The 26066-nt window shown below is 60.0% G+C and carries 15 protein-coding genes and 1 pseudogene; 6 read left to right on the top strand and 10 right to left on the bottom strand.

What is annotated here, in order from left to right:
* The first annotated feature begins 24 nt into the window (after positions 1 to 24).
* Together F1735_RS21945 and F1735_RS21940 are read left to right on the top strand one after the other, a co-directional pair.
* Positions 25 to 2757: an HAD-IIIC family phosphatase gene (locus tag F1735_RS21945; protein ID WP_167238933.1), complete on the top strand. Its 2733-nt coding sequence runs from the start codon at positions 25 to 27 to the stop codon at positions 2755 to 2757.
* Positions 2754 to 3989, top strand: coding sequence for an SGNH/GDSL hydrolase family protein (locus tag F1735_RS21940; protein ID WP_167238932.1), 1236 nt, complete (start codon positions 2754 to 2756; stop codon positions 3987 to 3989). The genes F1735_RS21945 and F1735_RS21940 overlap by 4 nt, the downstream gene beginning before the upstream one ends.
* Here F1735_RS21940 and F1735_RS21935 read toward each other — a convergent pair.
* From F1735_RS21935 to F1735_RS21905, 7 genes and pseudogenes are all read right to left on the bottom strand, one after another.
* Positions 3948 to 6275 (bottom strand): methyltransferase domain-containing protein, encoded by a 2328-nt coding sequence (locus F1735_RS21935; RefSeq protein ID WP_167238931.1) that lies wholly within the window; start codon positions 6273 to 6275, stop codon positions 3948 to 3950. The two genes, F1735_RS21940 and F1735_RS21935, sit on opposite strands and share 42 nt — an antisense overlap.
* On the bottom strand, positions 6272 to 10060 hold the full coding sequence (locus F1735_RS21930; RefSeq protein ID WP_167238930.1) for a GNAT family N-acetyltransferase: 3789 nt from the start codon (positions 10058 to 10060) through the stop codon (positions 6272 to 6274). Before F1735_RS21930 ends, F1735_RS21935 begins: the two co-directional genes overlap by 4 nt.
* A complete protein-coding gene (locus tag F1735_RS21925; RefSeq protein ID WP_167238929.1) occupies positions 10057 to 13962 on the bottom strand; it encodes a glycosyltransferase in 3906 nt (1301 codons plus the stop codon). Before F1735_RS21925 ends, F1735_RS21930 begins: the two co-directional genes overlap by 4 nt.
* A complete protein-coding gene (locus tag F1735_RS21920) occupies positions 13959 to 15539 on the bottom strand; it encodes an FkbM family methyltransferase (protein ID WP_167238928.1) in 1581 nt (526 codons plus the stop codon). The genes F1735_RS21925 and F1735_RS21920 overlap by 4 nt, the downstream gene beginning before the upstream one ends.
* Before the next feature lie 63 nt (positions 15540 to 15602).
* Complete coding sequence (locus F1735_RS21915) at positions 15603 to 16814, bottom strand: hypothetical protein (RefSeq protein ID WP_167238927.1); 1212 nt, start codon at positions 16812 to 16814, stop codon at positions 15603 to 15605.
* A complete protein-coding gene (locus tag F1735_RS21910; protein ID WP_167238926.1) occupies positions 16814 to 18880 on the bottom strand; it encodes a hypothetical protein in 2067 nt (688 codons plus the stop codon). Before F1735_RS21910 ends, F1735_RS21915 begins: the two co-directional genes overlap by 1 nt.
* A 345-nt stretch (positions 18881 to 19225) precedes the next feature.
* Positions 19226 to 19519: pseudogene (locus F1735_RS21905) on the bottom strand (DDE-type integrase/transposase/recombinase); the annotation flags it as partial.
* Between the two features lie 47 nt (positions 19520 to 19566).
* Between F1735_RS21905 and F1735_RS21900 the strand changes: the two are divergent.
* Positions 19567 to 19908, top strand: coding sequence for a DDE-type integrase/transposase/recombinase (locus F1735_RS21900; protein ID WP_222853052.1), 342 nt, complete (start codon positions 19567 to 19569; stop codon positions 19906 to 19908).
* A 194-nt stretch (positions 19909 to 20102) separates the two neighbouring features.
* Here the strand turns inward: F1735_RS21900 and F1735_RS38285 are convergent, their stop codons facing one another.
* Positions 20103 to 21092 carry a GlxA family transcriptional regulator gene (locus F1735_RS38285; RefSeq protein WP_373888567.1) on the bottom strand — a complete coding sequence of 330 codons (990 nt, stop codon included), beginning with the start codon at positions 21090 to 21092 and terminating at the stop codon, positions 20103 to 20105.
* A 141-nt stretch (positions 21093 to 21233) separates the two neighbouring features.
* Here F1735_RS38285 and F1735_RS21890 point away from each other — a divergent pair, with 141 nt between their 5' ends.
* Entirely contained in the window at positions 21234 to 22460 is a 1227-nt protein-coding gene (locus F1735_RS21890; RefSeq protein WP_167238925.1) for a M23 family metallopeptidase, read from the top strand.
* Between the two features lie 195 nt (positions 22461 to 22655).
* Here the strand turns inward: F1735_RS21890 and F1735_RS21885 are convergent, their stop codons facing one another.
* The gene (locus F1735_RS21885; RefSeq protein ID WP_167238924.1) at positions 22656 to 23681 is read right to left on the bottom strand and encodes an IS5 family transposase; all 1026 of its coding nucleotides are present in this window, start codon (positions 23679 to 23681) and stop codon (positions 22656 to 22658) included.
* A gap of 289 nt (positions 23682 to 23970) precedes the next feature.
* Between F1735_RS21885 and F1735_RS21880 the strand changes: the two genes are divergently transcribed.
* Both F1735_RS21880 and F1735_RS21875 read left to right on the top strand, forming a co-directional pair.
* On the top strand, positions 23971 to 24390 hold the full coding sequence (locus F1735_RS21880) for a hypothetical protein (RefSeq protein WP_167238923.1): 420 nt from the start codon (positions 23971 to 23973) through the stop codon (positions 24388 to 24390).
* Positions 24387 to 24575: a helix-turn-helix transcriptional regulator gene (locus F1735_RS21875; RefSeq protein WP_167238922.1), complete on the top strand. Its 189-nt coding sequence runs from the start codon at positions 24387 to 24389 to the stop codon at positions 24573 to 24575. The genes F1735_RS21880 and F1735_RS21875 overlap by 4 nt, the downstream gene beginning before the upstream one ends.
* 629 nt (positions 24576 to 25204) lie before the next feature.
* Here the strand turns inward: F1735_RS21875 and F1735_RS21870 are convergent.
* Complete coding sequence (locus tag F1735_RS21870) at positions 25205 to 25999, bottom strand: hypothetical protein (RefSeq protein ID WP_167238921.1); 795 nt, start codon at positions 25997 to 25999, stop codon at positions 25205 to 25207.
* Positions 26000 to 26066: the final 67 nt, after the last annotated feature.

The following is a 26066-nucleotide window of genomic DNA, read 5'->3' as shown; positions in this document are numbered from 1 at the left end:
CGCATTCGCATGCAAGGGTAGTCCATGGTCAAGATATTAAAAAACATTGCGCGCGACTGCCGTTGCCGCCAGAGCAGCATCAACCCGGCCATGCAACAGAACCCGGATGGTGCCAGCGAGGCCGTGAATGCGGCCAGGACAGGCGCTGCCACGTTTTTTACCATGGCCGAAATGCTGCCATGGTGGGAAGTCGACCTGGGTCAGCTCGAACAGGTCGATTCGGTCGTGATCTACAACTGGGACATCGCCGGGGCGCCGCATGCCGAGGCGGGGCGCGCCCGCTGCCGGTTTCTGCAACTGTCCGGCAGCCGCGACGGGCAGGTCTGGGAGCTATTGCACGACCGCCGCGATGGCCAAGCCCAGGTCGACAGCTTCGGCGGCATTGTCCATGGCCCGCTGCATGTGGATTTGCGCGGCAGCGCGCTGCAATGGCTGCGCCTGTCGCTGCCCGGCGGCGGCATTCTCCATCTGAACGCGGTGCAGGTTTTTGCGGAGGCCGACGCCGAGGCCGATGCCGCCCTGCTCGACATGTTCACCTATGCCAAGGAATTGAATCTCAAGACGGCCAGCCGCATCTGCTCGGCATTGAAGCTCAAGCGGGCGGCACTGCTGGACCATGCGCGGCGCCTCGGCGTGACGCTGAACGCCTCCGCAGGCTGGTTCATCTTCAATCAGCTGAGGGAAGTAGGCTGCATCGAGGAAGCGGCGCTCTTCCTGGCGCGCGAACAGCACTTGCTGGGCCTGCCGGGCCAGGACGTCGCCGCAGCGCCGGACGAGGCAGGCGCCGGCGACGCAGCTGCAGGTGTTTTCGACCGGATCGCCGCCCTCGATCCGGACGACCCGCATTGCTGGATCTCCGCCTTGCCCGCGCTGCGCGCCGCCTCCTTCGACTGGATCGACCGCGCCTACCGCTTCCGAAGCTGCAGCGAGGCCGGCGACATCGACCGGCGTGCTCCCGTGCTGTACGACGGGCCGCCAGCGGCGGGCAAGCGCATCTATTTTTGCGGCGGCTGCGAGTTTTCCTATGCGGGCTATTTCCTGCGTTTGCGCGGGTATATCATCATGAACACCTTCCTGGACAATCGCAGCAGCGATCCGGTGGCGCAGTTTCTGGGGCAGAGCGGGGAGCAGCTGGCGCGCTTCAAGCCCGACCTCATTGTGCTCAGCATGGAGCAGCCTTTCAAGCAGCTACTGTTAAAAACATTCACCTTGAGCGCCTATTCCCGCGCCGAGCAGCTGGCCGATTTGCGCGGTTTGCTCGCCAGTTTCGAAGCCGCCATCGGCACGGCGCGCTCATGCAGTCCGCACAGCAAGCTGATCGTTCTATCGCACATCAGCTATTCCAACCGCATGATGCACCTGTACGAAGAAGCCACCTTCGGCTTAATGCAGGGCGACCCCTACACGCTGCATGAGTTAGCCAAGGCCTACGACCTGGAACTGAGCCTGCTTGCGCGTAAGACGGGGGCCCTGTTTCTCGATTTCGACGAGCTGATCTCCAAGTTTGGTAAAAGCAGCGCCGATGGCAGCACCCACCATGCCCGTGCCGACGACTATCTTGGCGGCCACCCTGAACTGGCGGGAGCCCGGATGATTGCTAATACCATTGACGGCTGGATCACGGCGCTGTATCCAGAGCGCCCGAAAATCAAGCTGATGGTGCTCGACCTTGACAATACCTTGTGGGATGGCGTGTTTCGCGACGATGGCATCGAGCATATTACGCGCCATGTCCGGGTGGCCCATTGCTATGCCGCGCTGCACCTGGCGGAGCAGGGTATCTTGCTCGCCCTGTGCTCCAAGAACGATCCCGGCAATGCACAGCAGTTGAAGGCAGTGCTGGAAGTACAGTTCCCGGAACTGGGCCGCAAGATCGTCGCCATGCGGGTCAACTGGATGCCAAAGTCGAGCAATATCAGGTCCATTGTCGAGGATTTGAACATCAGCATGGACAGCGTGGCCTTCTTCGACGATCAGCCCTTCGAGCGAGCCGAGGTGGCCCATGCCCTGCCGCTGGTGCGCGTGTTTTCCGACGCCGACCTGCTGCAAGTCGGACGCTATGCGCCTTTCCTGCCGGTCTCACCAGTGTCGGCCGAGGGGCGGGCGCGCGCGGCAGCCTATGTGAATGACGAGGAGCGGCGCGCGGAACAGTCGAGCTATGCCGCCGCCGATTACGAGGCCTTCCTGGTCTCATGCCAGTTCCAGCTGGACTTGCGGCGTGGCGGCGCTGCCGATGCGGCCCGGGTTGCCGAGCTGTTCCAGCGGACCAATCAGCAAAACATTACCTTGCAACGTACCAGCAAGGAATTCATCGACAGCGTATGCGACAAGCCGGAATGGCAACTGTGGTGCTGCGAGTTAAGCGATAAATTCGGCCAGTATGGCGTAATCGGCGCCATGATGGCCAGGACTGGCGTGCGCACCGACATCGTTGAGCTGGCGTTTTCGTGCCGAGCCATGGGTAAAGGGCTGGAAAAGGCATTTCTCCAAAAAATGGCACAGGTTTGCCGCCTGCATGGGGCTACCGAACTGGCCTTGGCGTATCGGCACAGCGACAGGAACCAGGGCATGTTCGATCTTGTTCGCGACGCAGGTTTCGTGGACGCCGGCGGCAGCGTACTGGTGCTAGCGTTGTCACAGTTGCCCTCGCCGATGGTGTATGACCGATGGATACACTGGCCGGCAGGCGAGATGTCCGGCACGCCGACCGTAGGCTGCTTGGTGGCGCTGCAGGCGGACGCAGGGCAGCTGCAATGAGCGGCGCCGCGGACGACGACCCCTTGCAGGGCGGGTGGCATCGCGCCGGGCCTGCGGCGCACGGCTATGGCGGGCAGCTGCGTCAGTTGCATGAAGCCTTATGCGATCCCTTGTGTCAGCAGACCAGCATCGTCCTGCTTGGCGATTCCATCACGTGGGGCCTCGGGCTGGCCGATAACGCGGAAGTATTTCCGCGTAACCACTCGCTGTCGGATCCGCGCGATTTATTTCATACGCGCTCCTGGGCCAATGAATTCAAGCGTGCCATCGGGCGCGACTATTTCTTCGGCGCGGACGCGCGCTTGTCGAACTGGCCGGCATCCCTTTCGGGCGAGTCGACGGTGACCTACCGCCGCCGCGTTGCCCTTTACCCGGGACTGCCGCCGTTCCTGAGCACCTTGACGGGTAGCGCCACAGGCTGCCATGAAATGGCCGACGGAGCTGCACTGCTCGGATACATTTTCCGCATGACCGATGAGGCCGGGCAAGCCAGCCAGAGCCTCTCCTTCCCATTTACCGGAACTGAATTCGAGCTAGTGTTCACATCGATTGCGGCACATAATCCGATGGACTACGAATTAATTGTTGGCGGGCTCAGCCAAGGCATTTTTTCTACCATGGGCAGCAATGGCCATGGCGCCAGGCGTACTCACCAGTTCGCCTATGTTCGCCGACAGCAGATCGAGATCCGCGCACGGCGCACGCTTGCCGCAGGTGTGCAGCATCTGGAACTTGAAGCCGTGTGCATCGACAAGCAGTGCCGTATAACAAACCAGGGTTTGATCGGCAGCAATGCGATGATTTGCCTGGAGCGAAGCTGCGGGGCGCTGGGGCCGGCGGCGGTCTGCGAGGACGACGATTTTGTCCTGATCCAGTTCGGAACGAACGACCGCAGTGCCATTTTTTCGAAATACCGGCAGCCGGACAGCATCAACAACTTCGCCCGCAATATGCACACGCTGGTCGGCAGACTCGAGTCCAATGCCGAGCTGATCCTGATGGCACCCGGTCCGGTCGCGGGCGAGCCGTCTCCGGAGTACGCTTTCAGCATGCTTGATGTGCGCAATGCGCTCAATAGCATCGCGCGTCACTGCGGGATCGACCTGGTCGACCATTATGCGGCGCAGCGGCACCGGGAGAGCGCAGACATCTTGTCCGACCGCTTGCATCCGAACCGGATTGGCCATGCTCTAATCGCGGCTAACCTGCTGCACGCATTGCGCTACGCCTAAGTCCGGCATCGCGTGCTCAGCCGAGCGGCGTTCGTAAATCAGCGAGCGAGGAAAGCGCCAGTGGTCTATACCCGTGTCAAATACCTTGATAGCAGTAAATCCATGGACGGCGAACGGCGCTTCCACCATCGCCACGCAGTACACGATGCGCAGTGTGCGAGGTTCGCGCCGCTGCGATTCGACCAGGCTGCGCAGGAATGCGTCCATTATCTCCTCCCCAAATGGATTGGCGAGGTAAAACAGGCTCAGGCCGCTCAGTTCCTCGAGCGGCAAGCGGCTGGCGTCGCGCTGACGCAGCCGGATCTGCAATGGCAGGCACAGGCGCTCGAAATTGGCGCGCGCCTGCAGCAGCAGCGCTGAGGAAATCTCCATCCCCAGGCAGCTGCGGTAGCCCAGGCGGTAGGCGTAATACAGCATTTTGCCCTTGCCGCAGCCGACGTCGACAAAGATCGTGCTTGCGTCAAAGGGAATATGCGCCATCATCATAAAAAAGGCGTCGTGCATGGTTGCCTGGTATCGGCGTGCGTGGCTGTCCGTGCCGAGCACCGCGTTTTCCACGATGGCATCGAAATCGACTTGCAGGGTCGGTTCAAAGTCGGCCCCGAGCCAAGTGTCGAGCGCGCACTCCAGGTCGGCCTCGATGCGGGCAGGCTGCTGGCCCAGCGCAAGGGCCGTGCGCACGCGCGCTGCCCTGCTGCGCTCGCCTTGTCGCAAGAAACAAAATGTGTAACGCGCCCGCGTACAGGCGCCGAAACGGCGATGGCTGGCAGCATCGCGGCAGTGCAGATGAAGATGACGCAGGCCGCGCCGCGCCAGATCGCCGGCCAGACGCCATTCCAACAGATCGAGCAGGCCTTCGCCATCCTGGCCTGCGGCTTGCGGACCCGCCTGGCACGCCAGCAGGTGGCAATCAGCGTCGTGCTCAAGGCACAGGGCGCTGGCCAGCAAGCCCGATGCGCTGCGCAGCTCGACCAGGCTGGTATGCGCCTGCAGGGTGTCCCAGGGCATTCCGGCGCCTCCTGGCATCGCCGCGTCAATTGCCAGCCAGTACACAGCCGGGTCCAGATCGGCTGCGCGCGTAATGCGCAGTTGCATCTGGCTGATGCCCGTTTCCATGGCACCGATGGCGGCATGCAGCTCGGGGGTAGCATTGGCCAGTGCGCCGCTTGCCATGCCTGGCGTCAAGTCCAGCACGATACCGTCGCCGGTCCGGGTTTTTTGGTGGTAGCCGCCAGTCTCGGCCGCCTCCATGACCTCGGCGGCATACACCCGCTCCAGGCCGGGGTGTCGGGAAAATAGCTTCTCCAGCACCCGATACAAGTGGGCTGGCCCGCACAGCGTGCCGCCGTGACACAACAGCCGCGCCTCGTCCCGCTCCAGCAGGTAAGCCACGCCTTGTCCGCCGGCCTGTACCGCCAGCAGGGCCTGGGGCCAGGCCGCCACGAGCGCCAACGCCGCCGGTGGCACGAGCGCGGCGGCCTGGGTCGACCCGCTGTGTTCTTGCAGCGGGTGCGGCGCGATGTCGATTGACAGTTGCGGGGCGCTGGCGCCAGCGGGAGTGCCAGCGCCGCCCGCTTGCGGCGTAGGCAGCAAGCCTATGAGCAGTTGCAGCGCGGCCTCGCCCTGATGTGTTTCCACCAATAGATGAGCGACAAACGCCGTGCTGAAATGGTTCAAGCTGATCCCGAGGCGCGCAATGTGCGCCGGCAGCGCGGTTGCCGCAAAAGGCAATGCCTGCAGGATGCGCCGCGCCATCGCAAAACTCAGGTCGGCAGCGCATTGCAGCATTTCGCGCAACGACGCGTCGGCGTCGCGTTCGACAATTGCGTAGACTTCTACTTCATCCAGTTGCAAAATGCCGCCACCGGCGAGCGTCAGCTTCACGTAACGCCATGACGCCCGATCGAGCACGATGCAGAGGGGACCGTTATGAATCCCCCCAAAGCTGGCTGCACTGGCATTGTTGTCGCGGCGATCATGCATGAGTTGCCAGTTTTCTCCGTCAACGCTAGTCCAGGCCTGCAAGAATCGCGCGCGGCGGCGTCCGGCCTCGGAATACGGCAAGCCAATGACATCCCAGTTGTAGACCACCACACTGTCGAGCGCGGCGACGTGTTCGAGATCGATCTGCCACCACGGTGCTGCTTCGTTGCAGGTCGTAAACGCGGCCTGGCCGGTTTTATTGCCGTTGACGGCGGTGTCAGCGCCCGCGCTTACTGCCTGCGGATCAACCGAACTCTGGCGGCAAGCGCAGCCTGGCGCGATATTGCTCGGCACCTTGATCATAGTGGCGCAGCCGAGTCTTGCGCGGGGGGAATCGGCCAGTCTGGCTCGCGTTCATAGATCACCGCATGACCAAATCGCCACCCCTCTTCGCCATCGACGAACACCTTGGACGGGTAAAAACGCGCCTCGATGAAAGGCTTGACGAACAGCGCATTGCAATAGACGACATACAAGCGGCGCGGACGCTGCCGCTGCGATTGCAGCAGGCAAGCGACGAACGCCCGCATGATGTTTTCTGAAAACGGATTGTAGAGGTAGAACAGGGATGCTTCAGCCAGTTCATCCAGGTCTAGCCTGCTGGCATCGCGGTGCATGAAGATGGTGTCGGCCGCTAGTTGCAGGCGCTCGAAGTTGGCCTGGGCCTGGTGCAGCAGCACCGCGGCGATTTCCACGCCGATGCAACGTTTGTAACCGAGCTGCGCGGCGTAGTACAGCATTTTGCCTTTGCCGCAACCGATGTCGACGAAGGTCTGCGTGCGATCGAATGGAATATGCTTCATCATCATCGTGAAGGCATCGCGCGAGGTGGCCTGGTAGCGACGCGCCTGACCGTCAGTTCCCAGTTCCGCGTTATCGACCACCGCATCGAAATCGACTCCGACGGCATGCTCGAATGCTGCGCCGAGCAAGTTCTCGAGCGCGACCGCGAGATCATGTTCCAGTTCGGCCGGACTGGCGCCTGCGGCCAGCGCCGTCAGCACGCGGCTCGCCAGCGGCTCGCTGCCGGCCCGCCCAAATTCGTAATCCCACAGCTGGCGTTCGGTCGCGCCGAAGCGACGCTTGTACTGGAAGTCGCCGCCGCCCAAATGCAGGCGCTTGCTGCCGCGCGCAATCAGGCTTTCGATCAGGCGATACAGCAAGATATTGCCCAAGCTGTGCTGCGGTGCGACGTCCAGATGACCCGACGCCATGAAAAAGCAATCTTGGCCGACATGAAGGCAGAGAGCAGCCGCATACATGTCGCTGCCGTCTCCTAGCTGGACGAGCTCACCGTGCTCCTGGTAAATTTCCCACTGGCGCAAGGCGTCGCCGGCGGAAAACATCGGGGGGGCGTGCGCCTCCCCTTCCGTCTTCTGCCGCAGGCGTGATTCGATCAGCTCCGACGCTTGTTGGAATGCCGCTTTCGTCAGCGCGGTGCCTGCCACGGCACTGAAATGCAGACCCGGCAAGACGTCGAGCACGGTGCGCTCCTTGCGCTCCATATCGCTGCGATGTTTTTTAGAAATGAAATTACGGCGGTAATCGTCGAAATCGCCTGGCAAGTCGAGTACATAGGTGCGCCGTGCTTCTTGCTTACTGGTAAATCCGGTGACTTCCGTTTCCTCCAAGGTCGATTGCGCCAACACCCGCACGACGCGTGGATGGCGTTGGAAAATTCTGTTCGCAGCGTCTTCCAGAACTGTACCGCCCGGGACGACGCAGCGCTGGCGCATCAGATAGGCTTTGTATCCGCTCAACACATACGCCAATTCTTCGGCGTTGCCCACTTCCTGCACCGACACGCGCTCGAGCCGTTGTCCTGGCACCAAGACGAGCGGCAGCTGCGGGGCCGGTATCAGGCGCTGATGGGCGGCTTGGCAATCAGCGCTGGCGGGTACCGTGAGGGTCAAGTCATAGACTGGATCGGTTTTCGGCGCGACGATCCTTGCATGATCGAATACGCGCTGCTCCGACAGCGCCACCACGCCGACGTCTTCATCGGGATAGTACTGGTCCAGTGCCAGCGTTCGGGTGGCGATTGTGGTATCGAGCAGATCGCTATACGTCATGAAGTCGCCTTTCTGAGCGAACCAGGCGAGGTATTCCTGAAGCAAATCCTCGTAGCGCTGGCAATACCCGGTAAAGCTGGGTGGCTCGTTGTCCAGTGCGCGAAACAGCAAGGAAGTCGAGTGCAACAGGATCGAGAGCAGCGGCCGCCCCGCGCGCCGTTCCAGCAGGGCTTCCATGGCGCGCCGGTTGGCGCCCCAGGCAATGAGCGGATCGATCGCAAAGTCCAGTGGCGCTTCGAGAATGCCGTTGTCCCAGGCAAACAGTGCCTCGTCGCGGGTGAGCGCGAAGCTTCCGGCGCCGTGGCCGCGATACAGCGAACTGACCGCTTCCATGCCCGCCTGTTTTATTGCGAGCACCATTTTTTTTGAATGCTTCATGCCGCCGGGCCGGAAGATACGTGGGCGTCGGCCCACGTTGCGCTGAAAGCGTTCGGCGCCGTAGGCCAGGCATGCATGGGCTACATCGATATCGAGGCTGTCGAAGGAAGGCATGCCGGAATCGGCGTACGGCCAAGCGCGCTGCCGAACCAGCACTTCGGCATGCATGTGCAGTTGGACGTCGTGGCCGCGGACCTGCAGATAGTCGGCCGCCTCGAACATGCTTTTTTCGCCGTAGACATCGCAGGTCGAATAGTCAACGAAAAACGTGGCCTTGGCGCCGACCTGCTCAAACATATCGCACAGGCGGCCGATGCCGACCGCCTTACCGTCGCCGAAGCGGCCGAACACCAGCCGCTCCACGCTGTCTTTCTCGGCGCGGCCGGGCAGGGCTTCGACGTCGACCGAGAGAATGGTGGCTGCCTTTTCCTGGCGGCGCTGGCGCGGCAGGAAAGTCACGCGCAGCGAGCTCAGGCGCACCGGTTCTTGCGCACCCAGTATGCGGATACCGATCCGGACGGAAGAAAAGCCGATCGGCAGCGTGGTATGCAAGGTGGTCGCCGTGCAGCCGCGGCCCAGCCCAAGTTCGTGGCAATAGCCGGGCTCGGAAACGTGTTCACGGCGAAAACCGGCCGGAGCCAGCAGCGCGCCGCCATCGCCAGGACACTCTATGAGCAGGTCGGCACGCTGGCCCGGCAGCGCCGAACTGGTCTCGAGCACGCAGTCGACGCGCAAGGTCGCTCCTTGCGGGGCGCGCAGTGCGTGCCACTGTATTTTTCCGGACAATGCGCCCCCGCTTAACTGCAGCACGATAAGGTCGGTGGCGCGATCGGTACAGATGCCGTCGCGCGGCGCGGCGGGGCAGGTTGGCGCGGATGGCGCAGTGGAAGCGAGAGCGCTGGTCATATGGCGGTAAAATGCGTCGATATAGTGGAAAGGACTGGCGCCCCAGCGATGATGCAAGGCGCCGTGCATCAGCGATGGTGAAAAATCGATAAAGTGGCTGGGTGACAGATCGTCGGCCAGGCGCTGGTAGAGACGCGTCAGAAAGCGGTTGGCCCTGGCGATTGCCTCGGCCGTATAGCCCGAGCCGAAATCGCTGCCGTCTTCCTGGCGGGTACTCCAGAAAACCCGGTTGACCTTCACGCGCGATAGCAGCCTGTTTTTCTGGAGCAGCTCCAGAAGACGGCGCCAGCCTTGTTCCCACAACGTGAAAAATTGCTCGCTTCCAGATACAATGCGCTGCCCCAAGCCGGGGTCCGGCTGGAAGCCGGTGCTGAGCAATTCCGGCGACAGAGTGCACAGCGCACCGTGCTGGTCCATGAACAGATCGAAGCGTTCGTCGATCAGATCGATTAGGATGATGTCGGCCTCAATGTCCGCCAGAAGAGCACCAAGGCCCTTGCCAGTATCGAGTTCGACCATACGCCGTTGAAACGGCGAGACAATCCGGTCTAGCAAAATCGTGGCGAAAGCGTGCTCGGAGAAAGCACTTGCCCAGGAAGTGCGCGCTACATAAGCAGCAACCCGGAACAGCGCGGCGGTGTGTGGACCGAAGGCATCGCGGCTCACGCAGCTCCCCAGGATCAATACGCTGCGTGGAGCCAGGTTTTCCTCTCCATAGACGGCCGGCGTCATGCTGAGCTTTCAGGTTCGCCAGGCACGGGCTCAAGCGCCGGCCCGGTACCGATGTCGGGCTTGATCAGTTCCAGTTCGCGCCGCGTCATCTTGTGCTTGGCGCTCTGGCGGCGCACGCGCTGGGCGGCATTGGCCGACAGGGCGAGGAACAGCGCCGGATCGGCAACCAGGCGCTCGATTGCGGCGGCCATGGCTTGCACGTCTTCAGGCGGGACAAGCATGCCACAACTGTCATCGACAAATTCCGGCACGGCCGCAACCGCATTGCTGACGGCGACCAGTCCGGACGACATAGCTTCGTCGCGTGAGACGCCTTGGGTATCGGTGCGCGTCGGGCACAGGAAAATACCGTGACTGCGGTGCAGTGCCGCAATCTCGGCCTGCGGCAAAAAGCCTTGTTCGATGATGACGTTGCGCAATCCACGTAGCGGCGCCACCGTGGCGGCGAACAGCACGCCATCGCCGACCAGGCGGAATTCGAGGGTGTCGAACCAGGCATGCCGCGCCAGCGCCAGGATGACCTGCACCATCACATCGTTGGCGTAGACTGCCGATGCATACGGCCGGATCGATAAAATCTTCAGGCGCTGATCCGCGCTTTTTGGGTGCCATGCAAACAGCTCGGTGTCGATCGGATTATGGATCACGCGATACAGCGCATCAGGCAAGCGCAGGCCCAGGTCCTCCATCACTTCATCAGCAAACGAGCGCGACACAAAGACCACGCGCAAGGTGGCCGGAGGGCAGGATAGAAGGCCGTGCCAGAAGCTGCTGCGCACCTTGCACAAGCGTTGCGCGTGCTGCCGCTCGGCAGCGCCGGGATACAAAAAAGCGCGCCGGTGCCACGCTTGGATATCCGACCCATGAGCCCACACGATGATCCGATGCGTGTCCGCATACTGCTGCAGCACTTGCCACATAGCTGGGTCCAGGAAGTGAACCAGGATCGTGTGATAGCGGCTGTGGTCCAGTAACTGCTTCAAGGCGTGCGGATTCCCGCTGATTACAGCCGTTTCCTCAAATTCCCGGTAGTGCGGCGCCACGCCTTGATTGAGGCAAAATACATCGGCACGCACACCGTATTGGCGGTAGGCGCTTACCCGGCTGTGCACAAAAGCATTGCTGTACAAGGCATCGTAGGCGGGATACTGATTCGTGACCAGCAAGAATTCCTGCTGACCGATTACCAGCGACGGTGCCGCGGTTCTGTGTCCCCATGCCAGGCCGGCAATATCGGATTCGCCTGATCCATGCACGCGCAGCCCCAGGCGAATGTAGGAGGTATTCTCAGGAATGGCCGTCGTATGGTTGGCGTTAGGCGTCAAGATGGCGTGATGCACGCGTTCTTTAGCACTGTTCATGAAATAGATCACCAAGCTTAAGTTCATGCCAGGCCCGAGCATAAAATGAGTTTTCAGTTCATCGCGCACGCCCAGCTGGGCTGGCGTCAAGTCATGTCCCGCATACAGGTAATCGTGCTTGCCATCGCCCAGGCGGGAGGTGATGCGCCAGTTCGCGCCGCGCAACTGCGCCTCGATGCCGTCGTGCCGCAACGGGCCGAAATGGGCGGCGAACTGGCTGGCGTCCATGCCATCGCCGCGCACGGCAGCGCTCGGGCCGGCGGCGATGCCCTCGGCCAGCGTGAGCATCCGCTCCATCGACAGACCGCTGTCGAGCGCCATGTCGTCGACCTGGGGCGCAATGACGCACAGCTCGCCCATCTGCGCATCGCGGCAGTAGTTAAACGGGTCGAGGGCCAGACCGGGCACGGCCGGCCACTCGCTGGACGGTGCGCGGCACAGGCAGGATAGCCAGCCGCGCAGCGATTGATCCGGAAGCAGTTCGCCGGCAGCGGCGCTGGCGCGCAGCGGCAGGGCGGGGGCGGGGCGGTAGGCTGCGTCGGGTTGCTGCAGAACGGCAATGCCGTCCTCGACGGCGAAATGGGCCAGCTTCCCGACCAGCTTGACCTGGGCATAGGTCGTGCCCAGGGCCAGGTCGAGCAGATAATTGGGCCCGTAATAGTCCTGCGCAAGCATTGGGGCCAGCCACTCGCCCTGGCGCAGCAAGCCTGGTAGGCGCAGCGTTTCCGCCACGCTGGCGGGAATGCTCCGGACACCGGCGGGCACGGACGGGGCTTCGCCTTCGTACACCAGAATCAGCCTGCAATGGCGATAGGTCTGGCGAGCGACATGCGCAAGCAGGATGCGCTGCGCAGCTTGGTCGGCGGCATAGGCTGCCACCACCATGGTGGGCAAACGGCGGCCGGGCGGCAGCTGCAATGCCTTACTTGCCACGTACTGCAGGCGATCGGCATAGGTATGCTCCAGCATGACTTTGCGCAGTGCAGCCAGGCGCACTTTGGCGCCGTCGTGGCCGTCAAGGCGGCGCAAGCGCGCCAGCATGTGCTTGGCGTTGTCGGTACTGATTACCAGGTCCCCGAACATCAGGCCGATACCCCGTGAAAAATTGCTGACGACAAGAGTATTGCATGCCAACAGCTCGTACACGCGGCGCGCGTACATGCTCTGCGACTGCTTGATCGAATTGAGATTGACCGCATATCGATAGCCCTTGTAGGCCTTGTCGATCTCGTGGAAGGCCAGGGTTCCCACGATAAAAGGGCGGTAGACCGGAGGGAACTGGTAATTGAGGTCTTGCTTGCCGAAGTTGCGGTCGAAGATCTCCAGGGGCCGAAATGCAGGCAACTCGGCGATATAGTTCTCGAGATCTTTTATCCGTTCCGGATAGCGCGTGTAGTAGGCACCCGCAAAACAGAAGGCATCCTTGCGCTGGCCTGTTTCGACCGGGTTGTGGCATGAGGGCTGCGCGGCGAAGGGCAGCAGATAGACGCGCGCATGTCCCAGTGCGTTCTTGTAGCGGGCAATGCAATCGATATCGGTGGTAAACACGTGATCGAACAGCGTGGCCGTCGAGATGAAGGTGTCGAAGTGGACCGGATCCTCCTTGTTCCAGAACACCGTGGGGACGCGGTGCGCCTTGCACCACGCCAGGATGGCCAGCAGTTCGCGCGCCCGGCTGGCGACCTTGTTTCCCCACAAATCGTCCTTGCCGCGCCATGCCGACTCGATGAACAGTAATTCGGGCTGGAAGCGTTCTAGTTCTGTCAGCGCCGCGTCGGGAGTGAGCTGGAGCAATTCGCACTCGGGCGCATAGGAAGCGCGCGTAAATTCATCCATGACGGCCGCCACGCGCAAGTGCCGCAAGCTCTCATGCGCCGCGACCGCTTGCCGGTCTTGCTGAACCGACCCAGACGCGCCCGTGGTCAGCGCCTGGCTCAGGATGGCAGTCAGCGCAGGCCGGACCATGTCCGGCGCGGTGCCCGCAGTGTCCTCGCTAATGCAGGCGTGGGCTGCCATCGCCACGAGGGCAGCCGCGCTGTCTTCGAGCTGGACGCTGACAGGGGAGCGCAGTTCATAGTAATAGGGCAAGCCCAGTTCCCTGGCCCCAGCGGCTGCCACCAGGGCGTTTTTCGTGTCCGCAGCAATAAAAACCGCGCTGGGCTTAAACACCCGCAATGCGGCCTTGATCCATTCGATTGCCGTAGCGCCGTCTTCGGCCTGCACGCCTGGCGGCATGTGCAAGTAGCGAATACTGTCGATGCAGGCAGGTGCCAGGTCTGCGGCCTGTGTCGGAGCGGTAGTCGGGCTTGCGCCCGGCATGGTCAGCACGACGACGGAAACCTGGTCGTTCGACAGTGCGCAGGCTAGCCCATGGATGGGCCGGTCGTGCAGTCCGGCGACGGCAGCGCACTGCCTGTCGAGAATGCAGACAAGGCGGTGGGGCACGCGGTATCGCCCCATGTCGGCGGGATCGACCCGGCCCTGCTCAAGGCGAGCAAGCCCAGTCGAGCCGCGTTGCGGCAGTGCAATCGGGCGCTTCATCTGACGGCTCCGGGTTCGGGATAGTTGAATTCGCTATTTTTTTTCAACTTATCGATGCTGACGCGCTCCAGATGGGACGTCAGCGCCTGCATATGGAAAGCGTTGCGCTTGCATAAAAAAATGAAGGTCGGCGTTGCGTTCATCGAGTCGATCACAAAATAATCGAAGCTCGCCAGGAAGTCCTTGATCGCCGCATACTTTGCTTTATTGAAACACTCAACCGCAACTAGGGGCTGACTTCTCTCAAGCAGCTTGCGCGCCCCATGCAAGGCGTCCAGTTCCATGCCTTCGATGTCGAGCTTGAGAATCGAAATATCATTGATGTGCGCCGCCAGTTCGCTGTCCAGCGTCGCCACCGTCACTGCGATGCCGTCATGGACAGTACCGGTGCGGCCTTCGTCTGGCGTAACACAGCTATATGTGCCGTAGTTGTTTTCTTGCGCCAAGTGCAGCGTCGCCATGTCGGCGCGCGCGCCAAGGGCAGTGGGACGGATGTCGATCTTCGCATCGAGCCCGTTCAAGCTGCGGTTAGCGCACAGCAGCAAGTGATTGTGAGGCTGGGGCTCGAAGGCGATCACTTGCGCCTGCATCACGCCGGCAAAAAAGATGCTGTGATTGCCCAGGTTGGCACCGCCGTCGACGATCAATTTATGCGGCTGGTGCAGGCGCGCCAGCAGATTCAGGAACGCTACTTCGTAGAATAGGCCGCTGGAACGCATGGTGCGTGGAATGTAATCATCTTCGAAATGAACGAAATAGTAATCCTTGCCGCGGTAGGTGACCGAGGTGCTCTCGATTGCCGGCATGGCAAGGCCGGCAATCAAATCGCCGCAGGCTTCCTCGAGCGCGGCCAGGATCCTGGCCTGGTGCGCTTGCTGAAAAAATGCCGTGGCCAGGTCGGCCGGCAAGGCGGCGCATGGCTGTGCATGCAGGCGCAGCCGGGGCTGGGCGGCACCACTGGCGGCCGCGGTGCGCGCGGCATGCAGTTGCGCGAATTGTTCATGCGCCCTCGCTTGCGCGGACGTTCTGGCAGCGCCCGCCGGCGACGCCAACGCAATTGCGCTGTCGAAGTGTGCCAGCGCGCGTTGCCGCTGACCGTTGGCGATATGCGCCCGGCCGAGCGTATTGTGCACGCCCGAGATCAGTATGTGCGCAATCTGTTTTTTGGGGCAGCCGTACTCCTGCGCAAGTTGCAAAAACCGGCGGCCTTGGGCAGCCTGGCGCAACTGCAGATGGGCCGCCGCGACCATCAGTGCTATCCGGGCACGGTCCGGATGGTGCTGCAAGGTCTCGCACCCGACGCCCGCTAGGGCGGACCAGTCGCCGATGTGCCACAGCACGCATGCCTGTTCGAGCAACTGCTTGTCGTGGGCAGGCAAGCGGCCCGCTGCGCGTCCATCCTGCATATCCGGGTTGCGCAGATGATCGACAGCGTGCGCCGCTGGCGGCGCGGCCATTGCCACCACGCTGTCGGCGCAGCCCGCTGCGCCGGGCGATTCGGCCCTTGTCCCCGCGCCAATACGCTCGCTGTCGCCGAGCAGCCAGCGCCGCATGGCAACTCGCAGGCGGTCAAACATCGTGCGCGCGCGCAGGCGTCAGCGCCGGGTCGCCGGCGAACCATCGCGTCAGAGGGCGCGTCCTCATGAAGCCGGGTCCCGCAAGAGCACATCCTTGATCAAATCGATCTGGGCGGCAGCGCCGATCAGCTCTTCTTCAAGCTGGTGCAGGCGCTCCGTCAGGCGCTCGATGTCAGCCTCGCCCTGCTGCTTCGCCTCCTGCCGCACGCTGTCGAGCCGGTCCTGGCAGCGCCTTTCGCTGTCGGCAACGGCATTCATGACGGCTTGCGCATCGTCCTCGGCCTGGCGCGAAAGCGCTGCCTTGTCCTCGATGAGCTGCGTGATCCTGTCTTGCAACAAAGTTGAATCTTGCATGTGCTGCTGCGCCAGCGTTTCCCATTCGGTCTGGCACTGCGCGGCGGCTTCCCCGGCGCTCGTGGCCTGATGGCGGCAGGCCTGCTGTTGCTGGTCCAGCAGTTCTTCGAGCTGCACCAAACGCACCTGGAGCTCTCCCAGCACCGAGTCGTGTTCCTGTTCGCGACGCAGTGCCTGCGCCAGTGCCTCCTGCAGCATGGCCGCTTGCGCTGCCGAAGCCTGATTTTCCTGGGCGCTTTTGCACAATGCAGCATGCCAGTCGCGCACAAAAATCGCCTCGGCCAAAGCAGGATGATTGCAGTCGGCCACATACGCCAGCCGGAAGCCCACCGGCTCAAGCAGGGACCGGAGCTGCGCCAGGATAGTGGCCTGCGTGTTCACGCTGTCGACGCTTGGGGCCGCGCGCAGCGTACGTAGCCAGACGACGCCGCAGTGCTGCAAAGTGTCGGCTGCGCCGTGCAGAATCGCCAGCGACGTCAGGCAGTCGACCAGCAGCCAGTCACAGCGCAGGTCGGCGGCCGCCGGAGCGGCCGGATCGGTGACCAGACTGTCGAGCGTGACAGCCTGCTGCGTTGTGCTGCTCAACTGCTCCAGGTTCGGCCATAAGGAACGCAGCGCCGCAGGGGGGATCAAGCCGCTTTCACCAGGATTGGAGGCATGATAAAAGATGGTGCTGCCAGCATGGGCAGCGAGGGTGGCTGTCGCGAAGCGCCAAGCAGGATGATCGGCCTCCAGCGGCGCCATCCAGGCCATGCTGGCGGGATTAGCGTCGATCAGCCAGGCGCGTTCCACCGGCCAAGTGCGCCAGATATGCATGCCACCGCTGCCGCTGCCCACCCCGATATGCAACACCCGCGAAGGCGGACACACGGATTGCAGGCATTCTGCAACCGTATCACTGTCGCGAGAAAGCAGCTTCATCAGGCTGCCCTCACCGCAGGCTGAGCGGCGGCACGCTCGCACAGGATCGCCAGCATGTTGAGGGCCGCTTCTCGCCAATCAGACCACGTGCGAGTGATGTCCACCTGCCGCCGTTCCAGGTCGTCTAGAAGGGCCGGCAACAAGAGCAGCAGAGCTGCAACAAAATGGCGATCGCGCACCGATAAATGCTGCCACACAGTCAAATCCATGTCAGCAGGCAGTGCAAAGCGCAGTTCCAGCTTGTCGCCGAAATCGTCGCTCGCTTCACCGAACCAGTTTTCCAGCGCAGCGCGGGCGCCATCGGCCGGAAACTCCAGTTTGGGATAGCTCCCAAACCTTCCCGGCTCCACGTTTGCACAGGAAAGACGAAACCCAAACACGGGCAGATGCACGGGACCGGCACTGAGATTGTCGATCTCCAGCCACAAATGCTCATAGTCCACATTTCGTTGCTCGCGCTTGAGATGTACGCGGTCGTAGCGCAGGACAGGCGGCAAGGCCTGAAGTTGCTGCAGGGTTTGCCTTAACAGGGCGACCAGCGCCTGCGGCGGGACACCCTCGGGGCTCACTTCGCCTTGTTCCAGCGCGTTCGCAAGCAGCTTACATAAGGCTAGTAAGAGATCGAAATCGCTACTGGCGAGCCTGCCAATCACGTCTTCCGGCGCTTCCGGCGTAGCGTCGACGATCAGACGCACCGTGCTTGCGCCGGGCAGCGGCCAGCGCAGCAAACCGGCGCCCGCTTCGCTGTCCGCAAAGTCGACTATGAACTCGACCTTGCTGAGGGTATGCACGGTCTGAAAGCGCAATTCGGGCAAGTCGCGTTCCGGCAAAGCAAGGCGCGAGATCTGCCAGGAAATCGTCGCGGCGTCGTGCGTCGCTTCTTCGACGTGCGCTTGAATGCAGTCATAGTCGTAGTAATCCGGGGTGCGCGCCTGCATTCGTTGCAAGCAAGCCAGCGCTTCCTGATGCGCGAGGCTGGCTGCCTCATAGGCCATGAAATAATGCTCGAGTTCTCGCTGGACGTGCTGGAGTTGCGACAGCAATACCTCGTTCTCCCTCTGTCCTTCCTGCACGCCGGCCTGCACCGCTTGCAGCTGAGCCTTCATCTGATCGCGCTCGGGCAGGGCGGTGCGGTGCGTGTCAAGTTCCTGGGCCAATTCGCGTTTTTGCGTTTCGGTCCAGTCCAGCTTGTGTTGTGTGCTCGCGAGGCGAGCTTGCGAGTCCTGTAACTGTGCAGCAAGCGATTTTGCTTGCTCTTGTTGGTGCTTATGCTCGTCCCGGTGCTGTTCCAACTCTTTCCGCAAGGCCTGAGCGGCGATAGGCTGCTGCTGAAGCAGCGCGAACTCGTGCAGCGCTTCCACGAGGGTCGACGGCATCGCAACAGGCGCGCAGAGCTTGCGCAGCGACGATTGGATTTCGGCCTGCAAAGCGTCAACATCGGCGTGTTGCTGGCAAAGCTGGCGTGCAAGGTAACTCGATAAAGGCGACACGGCTGTGGGCGGGCATGCCTGCGCTACAGCTCCCGGAAAAGTAAGACGCCACTGGTCGCCGCATGCATCGATCAATTTTTTTGGGGCGGCTTCGCACTGGCCGGCATCAACCAGCAAGCTGCGCTCGGGATGACGCAAATGAAAACGCAGCAATTCCTGATGATACCGATGCCACGTGCCTAATACCGCTGCAGGGTCGCAGTCCATTCCCTGGCTGAGCGCGAGGCTTAACGCGCGCTGGGGGGACTGGCAAACGAGTATAAAGTGCATGGCGGGCTCGAATTCGCGCCAGAAATCGAGCAGCCACGTGCTCGCAGCGTCGGCCCATCCCCACAGCGGTGTGCTGAGATTTTCCAGGAACAGGGAGCCCGCAAGCTGTTCCCACAAGCGACCCGGATGTTTTAGGGAACGCTCAAAATTATTTTCTGCGGAAAGAACTTCCCCATGCCACCGAGAAAAATTCAGTACGGGATCCGTACGGGGCGTTTTGGGAGCGGCAACGCCGGCCGTTGTAAAAATATTTTCGATTAGAGATAGATCGCTTCCAGGAGCACCTGAGATACAGAAAATTTTCACGTCAATCCTATTTCTCAGACTACATTGCTAGAATAAAACCATGCTCAAAGTCTATTTCTCTTTGCATCCAGCATCAATGTGTTTTTACGGTCATTAGTTGAAGGCGTTTCGTGGTCTCCAGCGTCGGCTGTCGCGATGCCCTACAGGGCCATCATTGTCTCTGTCCCATTGTTGCACGAAGAGCGTTGGGGGTCTAGCCGATTTGCCATACATTGCTTTTCCGAGAGAATTTCCGCGTTTCGTCAACAATATTGTTGATACAGCGAAATTAGACTGTCGCATAAGCGGGTTCTGTCGCGTTGCTAATCAAACGGCGGAAATTGGCCGAAGACAGAGTTGTGCCCCTCAAGCTGGACGGACCAGTCCTGCCATTGCAGAAAATTGGTCGGCGAACGACATCGCCTCGACGCCGTCGATCTCGAACTGACCTTTGCGGATCATATGCATCAGCTCGATTCCAGCGAGCACCGAACTGGCGGACCGGAACGATTTGAAATTGAGCATGGGCCTGGTCACCCGCTTGATGGCGCGATGGTCCTGCTCGACGATGTTGTTGAGGTATTTGACTTGGCGCACCATGATCGGCACATCGCGGCCGGCGTTGATCGCATCGATCGCTGCCTTGTTGGCACCGCTCCTGGTACTGTCAACTTGGCGGAGCGCGGCGGTTTTTGTAAACTATTGGCATGACACCCACCCAACTTTACCTCGGCTTTCGCTTCCCCCACTACATCATCAGCCACGTCGTATGGCTGTACTTCCGATTTTCGCTGAGTTTTCGCGACATTGAGGAACTGATGGCCAGTCGCGGCATTTTCGTGACGTATGAGACGATACGCCAATGGACGTTGAAGTTCGGTCAGCGATATGCCAACGAACTGCGCCGGCGTCAGCCGCAGCGCGGCGACAAATGGCATCTCGACGAAGTCGTGCTCACCATCAAGGGCAAACACCACTATCTCTGGCGCGCTGTCGACCAGGATGGGGAGACCACAGAATTCGGAAAAAATAGTACGTTAAGGTCGTAGCAAGCTCTTCCAACTGGCTGGTTTCGACCCAGGCTGTGTAAAAACGAGATATCACGACGTTTTCAGGGTCGGTTTACCATTCCCAACCCGAGGACGCCGCAGCGCTCCTTTTGAGGTCGAGTGTTGCAGGCGGACGGTAACAGACATACAGGCATGGGTTGGCGCCGGGCGCGCGGAGCCGGTATCCGCTGAATTTATTCCTCGAACGCCCCAGTGCAAGCAAAACGCGATTGGTATTCACTAGGCAATACGCCCAGCTGTGAAGTAAACGCGCGACGCAAATTGTATTCTGTGCCGTGACCGCTCTGGCGCGCGGCCTGCTTAACCATCATGCCAGGCTGCTCAAGTAGTACGCATGCAACCTCCAAACGCAAGCGTGCCAGAAATTGCGCTGGCGTAAAGCCGACTTCCTGTTTCAGCTTGCGGTACAGCGATCGTACCGAGAGCACACAAGCATTTGCCATCTGACTGACGTCCACTTGCTGAGCCAAACGTGAGCGTAGCCAAGTAGTCAACTGTGCGCTTACTCCTTGGTGCTGTGACTGCGCTAGCAACTCAGAGCTGAACTGGCGTTGCCCGCCCGGACGCTTCAAAAACATCACCATGCGTTTGGCGACGGCCAACGCAGCTTCGCGGCCCAAGTCTTCTTCGATTAGACTCAGAGCTAAGTCCATACCAGCACTGATGCCAGCCGATGTACGAAACTTGCCGTCCCTGACGTGCAGAGCGTCAACCAACACCAGCAACGAAGGGTGCTCGCTGCGCAATGCCCGCACGTCCGCCCAATGCGTGACCACACGGCGCCCGTCGAGCAGGCCGGCCCGTGCCAAAATAAAGCTTCCTGTGCAGACGGAGCAGCAACGTGCTGCCGCGGCGCCGGCATTCGCGACCCATTCCAACGTTGCGCGGCCACGCGGATGCGCATCAGACGGGAGGGCCTCGACTCGACCGCCCGACACGATCAAGGTCGCACCGTCCAGGCTGAGTGACGGCAGAGGGGCCGACAGTAGGCCGACGCCGGACGATGATGTGACCACCCCTCCACCAACAGCAACCAAATGGATTCGATAAGGTAGCACCCGGCCAGCGTCCCGCGCCTCATCGTTCGCACTAGAGAAAACTTGTACTGGCCCCGTAGCGTCGAGTAGCAAGAAATCTGGAAAAACAAGGAGCCAAACGTCAATGGGGTCGGCGGAAGTTGCAGCCGAGGGTCGGATGAGTGGAGCGTGTCGGGTTATATTGGCAGATATTCAACCATCGCTGTCATTTCTGTCAAGAATTTTGCATATAATATTGCGGTTCATTCCCTCGACAAATAACGATCCATGCCAGCCAAATTGATCCGATCGCGCGCCCACAATGTCGCCATTGTTTTCACCTTTAGTGCTTTCGCCTACGTAGTGACTGGCAACGCTGCCGCAGCCAACGTGCCGCTACCCGATGGGTGCGAAATGGCAGGCAAGAGCAAGCCAGCAGCAACGCCCAGTGCGGCCGTTGAGCCCGTCTTTCCTCCGGTCCAGATACAGGTACGCACACCGATCCATCCGACCGTGCTGCCGAGCGCTGGGCGGAATTACTTGATTTACGAACTGCACCTGCAGAATTTCACGACTGAACCGATGACCCTGCGCGGGATCGAGATACTAGACGCTGACCAGCCGACGGCGTCGCCTGTGGCAGATCTGAAGGAAGCACAGTTAAGTGCAAGCCTGCGTCAAGTGACGATCGGCGACGACGCAGGGAATATCCGACGTTTGGGGGTTGGCCAAAGTGCCGTTGCCTTCATGTGCTTGGCGTTTGAAGACAAGGTCCCTGTCCCGTCGCGGCTGAGGCATCGGGTGCTGTTCGACAAGACAGTGGCGGACGGTCCTGTGATCGAAACACATACGACGCCGTTGCAAGTATTGGGGCGTCCACTGGTCGGAACGAACTGGACACCAGGCAATAGCCCGAGTCTGCATTCGCATCATCGGATGGGCTTGTGGGTCGTCGACGGTGATGCGCGGATCTCCCGCCGTTATGCCATTGACTGGAAAAAATACGATATCAATGGCAAAACTTATGCCGGCGATGCGCGTGACGTGCATGCGTACTACGCCTACGGCCAAAAGGTATTGGCCGTCGCGGACGGCAAGGTAATCAGCGCGCGCGATGGATTCCCAGATAATGTGCCGAAGACGGAGGCAGCATTCGAGTTGGCGCGACCGGTTACGTTAGAAACGATTGGTGGTAACCAGATCGTCATTGACGTGGGGAACGGACAATTTGCTGCGTATTATCATCTTCAGCCCGGGAGCGTAAGGGTCAAGACCGGAGACCATGTGAGGCGTGGCCAGTTGTTGGCACGCATTGGTAACTCTGGCGATGCCCGCTGGCCCCATCTCCACTTTCAAGTGACGGACAAGGCAGACGTCCTGGCTAGCGAGGGCCTGCCCCAGCTCTTCGATAGCTACCGGATGAAAGCCGCCAACCAAGCCTGGGAGACGCGAACCGGTGAGTATCCAATGGGGGATGTCGTAATCGACTTCGGTCCCGATATTAGGGACAAATAGCTGGCGTACATCTGGCGCTTTCTCGATGACCATATCGCATATCCCGCTATTGGGCACCTCGAATTACCGGCAAATTCCGCGTAGTCGCCGATCACGGTGCCGGCAAATGCGTTTTTTGATGTCACACCGAGCCGCTTCCCACCCGTTTTAAAGGCGCTGAACCCCGTTTTGTGCAGTCCGGACGGACTGCGGGCGTCAGAACGCCTCGATCCTGGCCTCCTTCAAGTAGACCAGGCGCCGCAGATTGTAAGCAGCGACCTTCCAATTGAGCTGCAACGTGGCACGCGCCAGCCCGATCGTGCGCAGGCCTTTACCGCCCATCTCCGCCAAGCCAGCAAACACATGCTCGATCCGAGCGCGGGTCCTGGCGATGCGCGTATTGCGCCGCTTTTGTGCGTGTGAAATTGGCTTATCCTTGCTTCCTTTGCGCTGGATATGCATGCGCCATCCCTGCTGCGTCAACCTGTCCTCGCGCTCCCCATCCACATAGCCCTTATCTGCCAAGACGTCGCGATTGGTATTCGATGGGTCGAGCACCTCCTCGAAATGAAGGGTGTCGTTTTCGCTGGCCGTGCTGATCTTGATCTTGCGCACCAACTTGTAGCGCTTGTCTGCATTGGCCGATATCTTGTAGCCGAAGTAGGACTTGCCGTGCTTCTTGGTCCAGCGCGCGTCCATGTCTTTCTGGCGGCGCTTCGCAGGTGTCCAGTCGATTGGAACGGCACCTTCGCCAACCAGCACTTTTTCCTCTTTGCTCATCGATTGCTTCGGCGTCTGCACGATGCTCGCGTCGACCATTTGACCGCCACGTGCAATGTAGCCATGCCTGGAAAGCTGGCGGTTGACGGCGTCAAAGATACTCTCGCTGGCACCGGCCTTGAGCAAGCGGTCCTTGAACGTCCAGATCGTTGTCCGGTCCGGTATCTGACTACTGGAGCGCAGTCCGACAAAGCGCTGGAAGCTCAGGCGGTCGAGCAACTGGAATTCCATTTGCTCGTCGCTCAGGTTGAACAACTGCTGGATCAGCAGGACACGAACCATCAGTTCGGTCGGGAATGGAGGACGCCCGCCGCGTTCGCGGCCGGGACGCGGAGCTGCTTCGTCAACCGCATCGGCAAGCGCGATGAAGTCGACATGCTGCTCCATCACCTTGAGCGCATCACCAAGCTTGTTCAGCTTGGCTTCGCGCTCTTGGTCGGCAAACAGACTCGTCTTGATCATGAAATTAGCTCAGCAACAAGGAGCCTCTATGATGCCACGACTGCGCCGGTTTTTCGAGGTGCCCTATTGGGTGTGGACCGCTGTAGATCCGCTTTTGTTGGGAAGCCAGCCTGTCGTGAAACAAGTGTTTTACGACAGGGAGTCAGCCTGACCGTCAGCACGGCAGCGGTAGCGATTCCTCAGTTTTTCAAATTCAAGAATCCCACTGGAAAACAAATGTAAAGCTTGCTTGACATCTAGTTGATGCCTCGCCAATATGTAAAGCGTACTTTACAACAAGGGGTCAGCGATGCACATGCAACAAGAAAAGAAATATTCCGAAACGGAGTGTAAGGCCGGGCGTAAGTATATGCGCGAGTTGTTTGGCAGTATCGCAATCTACATGGTCTTGCTAATACCGTCTGTGATATATGGGCCGACGATGGACACTGGCGCTTTCAAGACAGCGGTCTTGGTTTGTCCGATGATTGGTTTTTTCTTAATGATATGGGCGGTGGCGAGGCAGGTCGGCAGAATGGACGAATACCAGCGTGGCGCCATGCTTGAGACCTTTGCAATCGCAGCGGCCGTCACGGCGGGCGTCACGTTCACCTACGGGTTCCTCGAAAACGCGGGCTATCCGCGCCTAAGCATATTCACGGTGTGGGGCGTGATGGGTAGCTCCTGGCTCATTATCGGCTTGATCCGCCGGTGGATGATGGAGCGATGAATAACACAATCCGTGAACTACGCGCCGAACGTGGATGGAGCCAGGTCAACCTAGCTGATCGGCTCGAAGTATCGCGTCAAACCGTCAATGCTATCGAGACCGGCCGCTACGATCCCAGTCTGCCTCTTGCTTTTGCTATTGCAAAACTTTTTGAAACAACTATTGAAGCAATTTTTGCCGTCTAATTTGCCGCCCGATTACTAAGGCAGCGGCAACACCAAGGCCGTGGCGCTGATCACCCGCAGCCTGGCGCCACATCCTGCTGAATGGGCACTACACATTCCAGAACGGAGGCAAGATGATCGATCTGGACGCGCTCTTGCCGGCCTGGATTTGGGGTGACAAAATTTCCGGGGGTTCCGGCGTAGAACCCCAATACAGCCGGATCGAGCCGACTTGCCTCTGGTTCCGCCTTCGATTCAGCAAGTTGACAGTACCCAGCGGATGCAGACCAGGATAACGTCGATCGGAAAGCGCATCCCTTTGAAGTTGAGCATGTCGATTCGTCCTGGGTTCGGGCGCCGCAGTTTACATGATTGCCCCGTCGACGTTCGCTAAGGAAGTGCTGATTTATTCACTTTTCGAAAAATCGCCTCCTTTACAATCAACGGGTTACACGCGAAAGACTTGAAAATATTGAATAAATCAGCGCTTCCCTAATGCGACAGAACCCACAGAAGAGCGCACCTGCGGCGCTAAAACAGACGGTGCGGCGTGAATTAGCGGAAACCCGTTCGGAATAAACAGTAGGGACGGCCGGGCTTCTACGCCGCGAAAGCGGTAACCGGCCCGCTTCCTTATTCTGCGGGCACCCCTATATTTGTGGAAGTTTAACCGAAACCGTTCGCCACTCTTTGCCATCGAACTCGGCGAACGAATCTAGTCCGGTAACGAGTAATTTCTCGTCGACAATATTCAGACGACTCGAATAAGCAGTGTGCACTTTCAGTGCTTTTTTCCCATCAATTTTGTACACGCCACGGGCACCCGCCCCAACGAATATTTGGCCTAGATATGAAACAATACCGTAAACCCCTTCATCGGTAACGATACCTTTATCGCTAACAATATCGATCCTGTTCCAACTATCTTTTCCGTCCCACTGGAATAGCACGCCGTTCCAGCCGCCAATATAGATCTCTTTCTTTGAAGCGCAAAAAACCGAAACTAGCATCGTATTGGTAGGCGTCGACTCGATTTCCCGCCAGTCCTTCCCGTCGAACTGAATTACCCTTCCTGCCGCACCGGCCGCTACTGCGAAGTTTGGCCCTAATCCATGTATATCATTAAGCCATCCTTTTATAACGGACTTTATAACTTTCCCTTCCTTCCAATGCGAAACTCCTTGATCATGTACAAACCAGAAGTCGTCCGAATTTTGAATCCAAAGAGAACCAATCGCATTCTCAATATCCGTCTTAAAAGTTTGACGTGACTCGCCTTGGACACGAATAACTTCTCCATCGACCGTACCGAGCCAGTAGCAATCACGGCTTACCATACCTATCACAGTTACCCAAACCTTAATACTGTATTCGACTTGCCACTTGAGCCAATTGCAAAACGATTTTTCCGAACTGGCCGACATCAGGAGAGCACGATTTTTCATCGCTTTTTCGTGATATCGGAGGAAATCTGATCGGTTACGGCGGCGGAATCATGGCTAATCTCATTTT

This window comes from Massilia genomosp. 1 (genome assembly GCF_011682185.1).
Taxonomy (GTDB): domain Bacteria; phylum Pseudomonadota; class Gammaproteobacteria; order Burkholderiales; family Burkholderiaceae_D; genus Telluria_A; species Telluria_A rubra.
This window is presented reverse-complemented; position numbering and strand designations above follow the sequence as displayed.

Bases quoted from the DNA above. Each gene is read 5' to 3' on its own strand.
- F1735_RS21930 (WP_167238930.1), bottom strand. From the start codon at position 10,060: ATGACGCCGGCCGTCTATGGAGAGGAAAACCTGGCTCCACGCAGCGTA.
- F1735_RS21925 (WP_167238929.1), bottom strand. From the start codon at position 13,962: ATGAAGCGCCCGATTGCACTGCCGCAACGCGGCTCGACTGGGCTTGCT.
- F1735_RS21900 (WP_222853052.1), top strand. From the start codon at position 19,567: ATGACACCCACCCAACTTTACCTCGGCTTTCGCTTCCCCCACTACATC.
- F1735_RS21880 (WP_167238923.1), top strand. From the start codon at position 23,971: ATGCACATGCAACAAGAAAAGAAATATTCCGAAACGGAGTGTAAGGCC.
- F1735_RS21885 (WP_167238924.1), bottom strand. From the start codon at position 23,681: ATGATCAAGACGAGTCTGTTTGCCGACCAAGAGCGCGAAGCCAAGCTG.
- F1735_RS21915 (WP_167238927.1), bottom strand. From the start codon at position 16,814: ATGAAGCTGCTTTCTCGCGACAGTGATACGGTTGCAGAATGCCTGCAA.
- F1735_RS21890 (WP_167238925.1), top strand. From the start codon at position 21,234: ATGCCAGCCAAATTGATCCGATCGCGCGCCCACAATGTCGCCATTGTT.
- F1735_RS21875 (WP_167238922.1), top strand. From the start codon at position 24,387: ATGAATAACACAATCCGTGAACTACGCGCCGAACGTGGATGGAGCCAG.
- F1735_RS21940 (WP_167238932.1), top strand. From the start codon at position 2,754: ATGAGCGGCGCCGCGGACGACGACCCCTTGCAGGGCGGGTGGCATCGC.
- F1735_RS21870 (WP_167238921.1), bottom strand. From the start codon at position 25,999: ATGAAAAATCGTGCTCTCCTGATGTCGGCCAGTTCGGAAAAATCGTTT.
- F1735_RS21935 (WP_167238931.1), bottom strand. From the start codon at position 6,275: ATGATCAAGGTGCCGAGCAATATCGCGCCAGGCTGCGCTTGCCGCCAG.
- F1735_RS21920 (WP_167238928.1), bottom strand. From the start codon at position 15,539: ATGTTTGACCGCCTGCGAGTTGCCATGCGGCGCTGGCTGCTCGGCGAC.
- F1735_RS21945 (WP_167238933.1), top strand. From the start codon at position 25: ATGGTCAAGATATTAAAAAACATTGCGCGCGACTGCCGTTGCCGCCAG.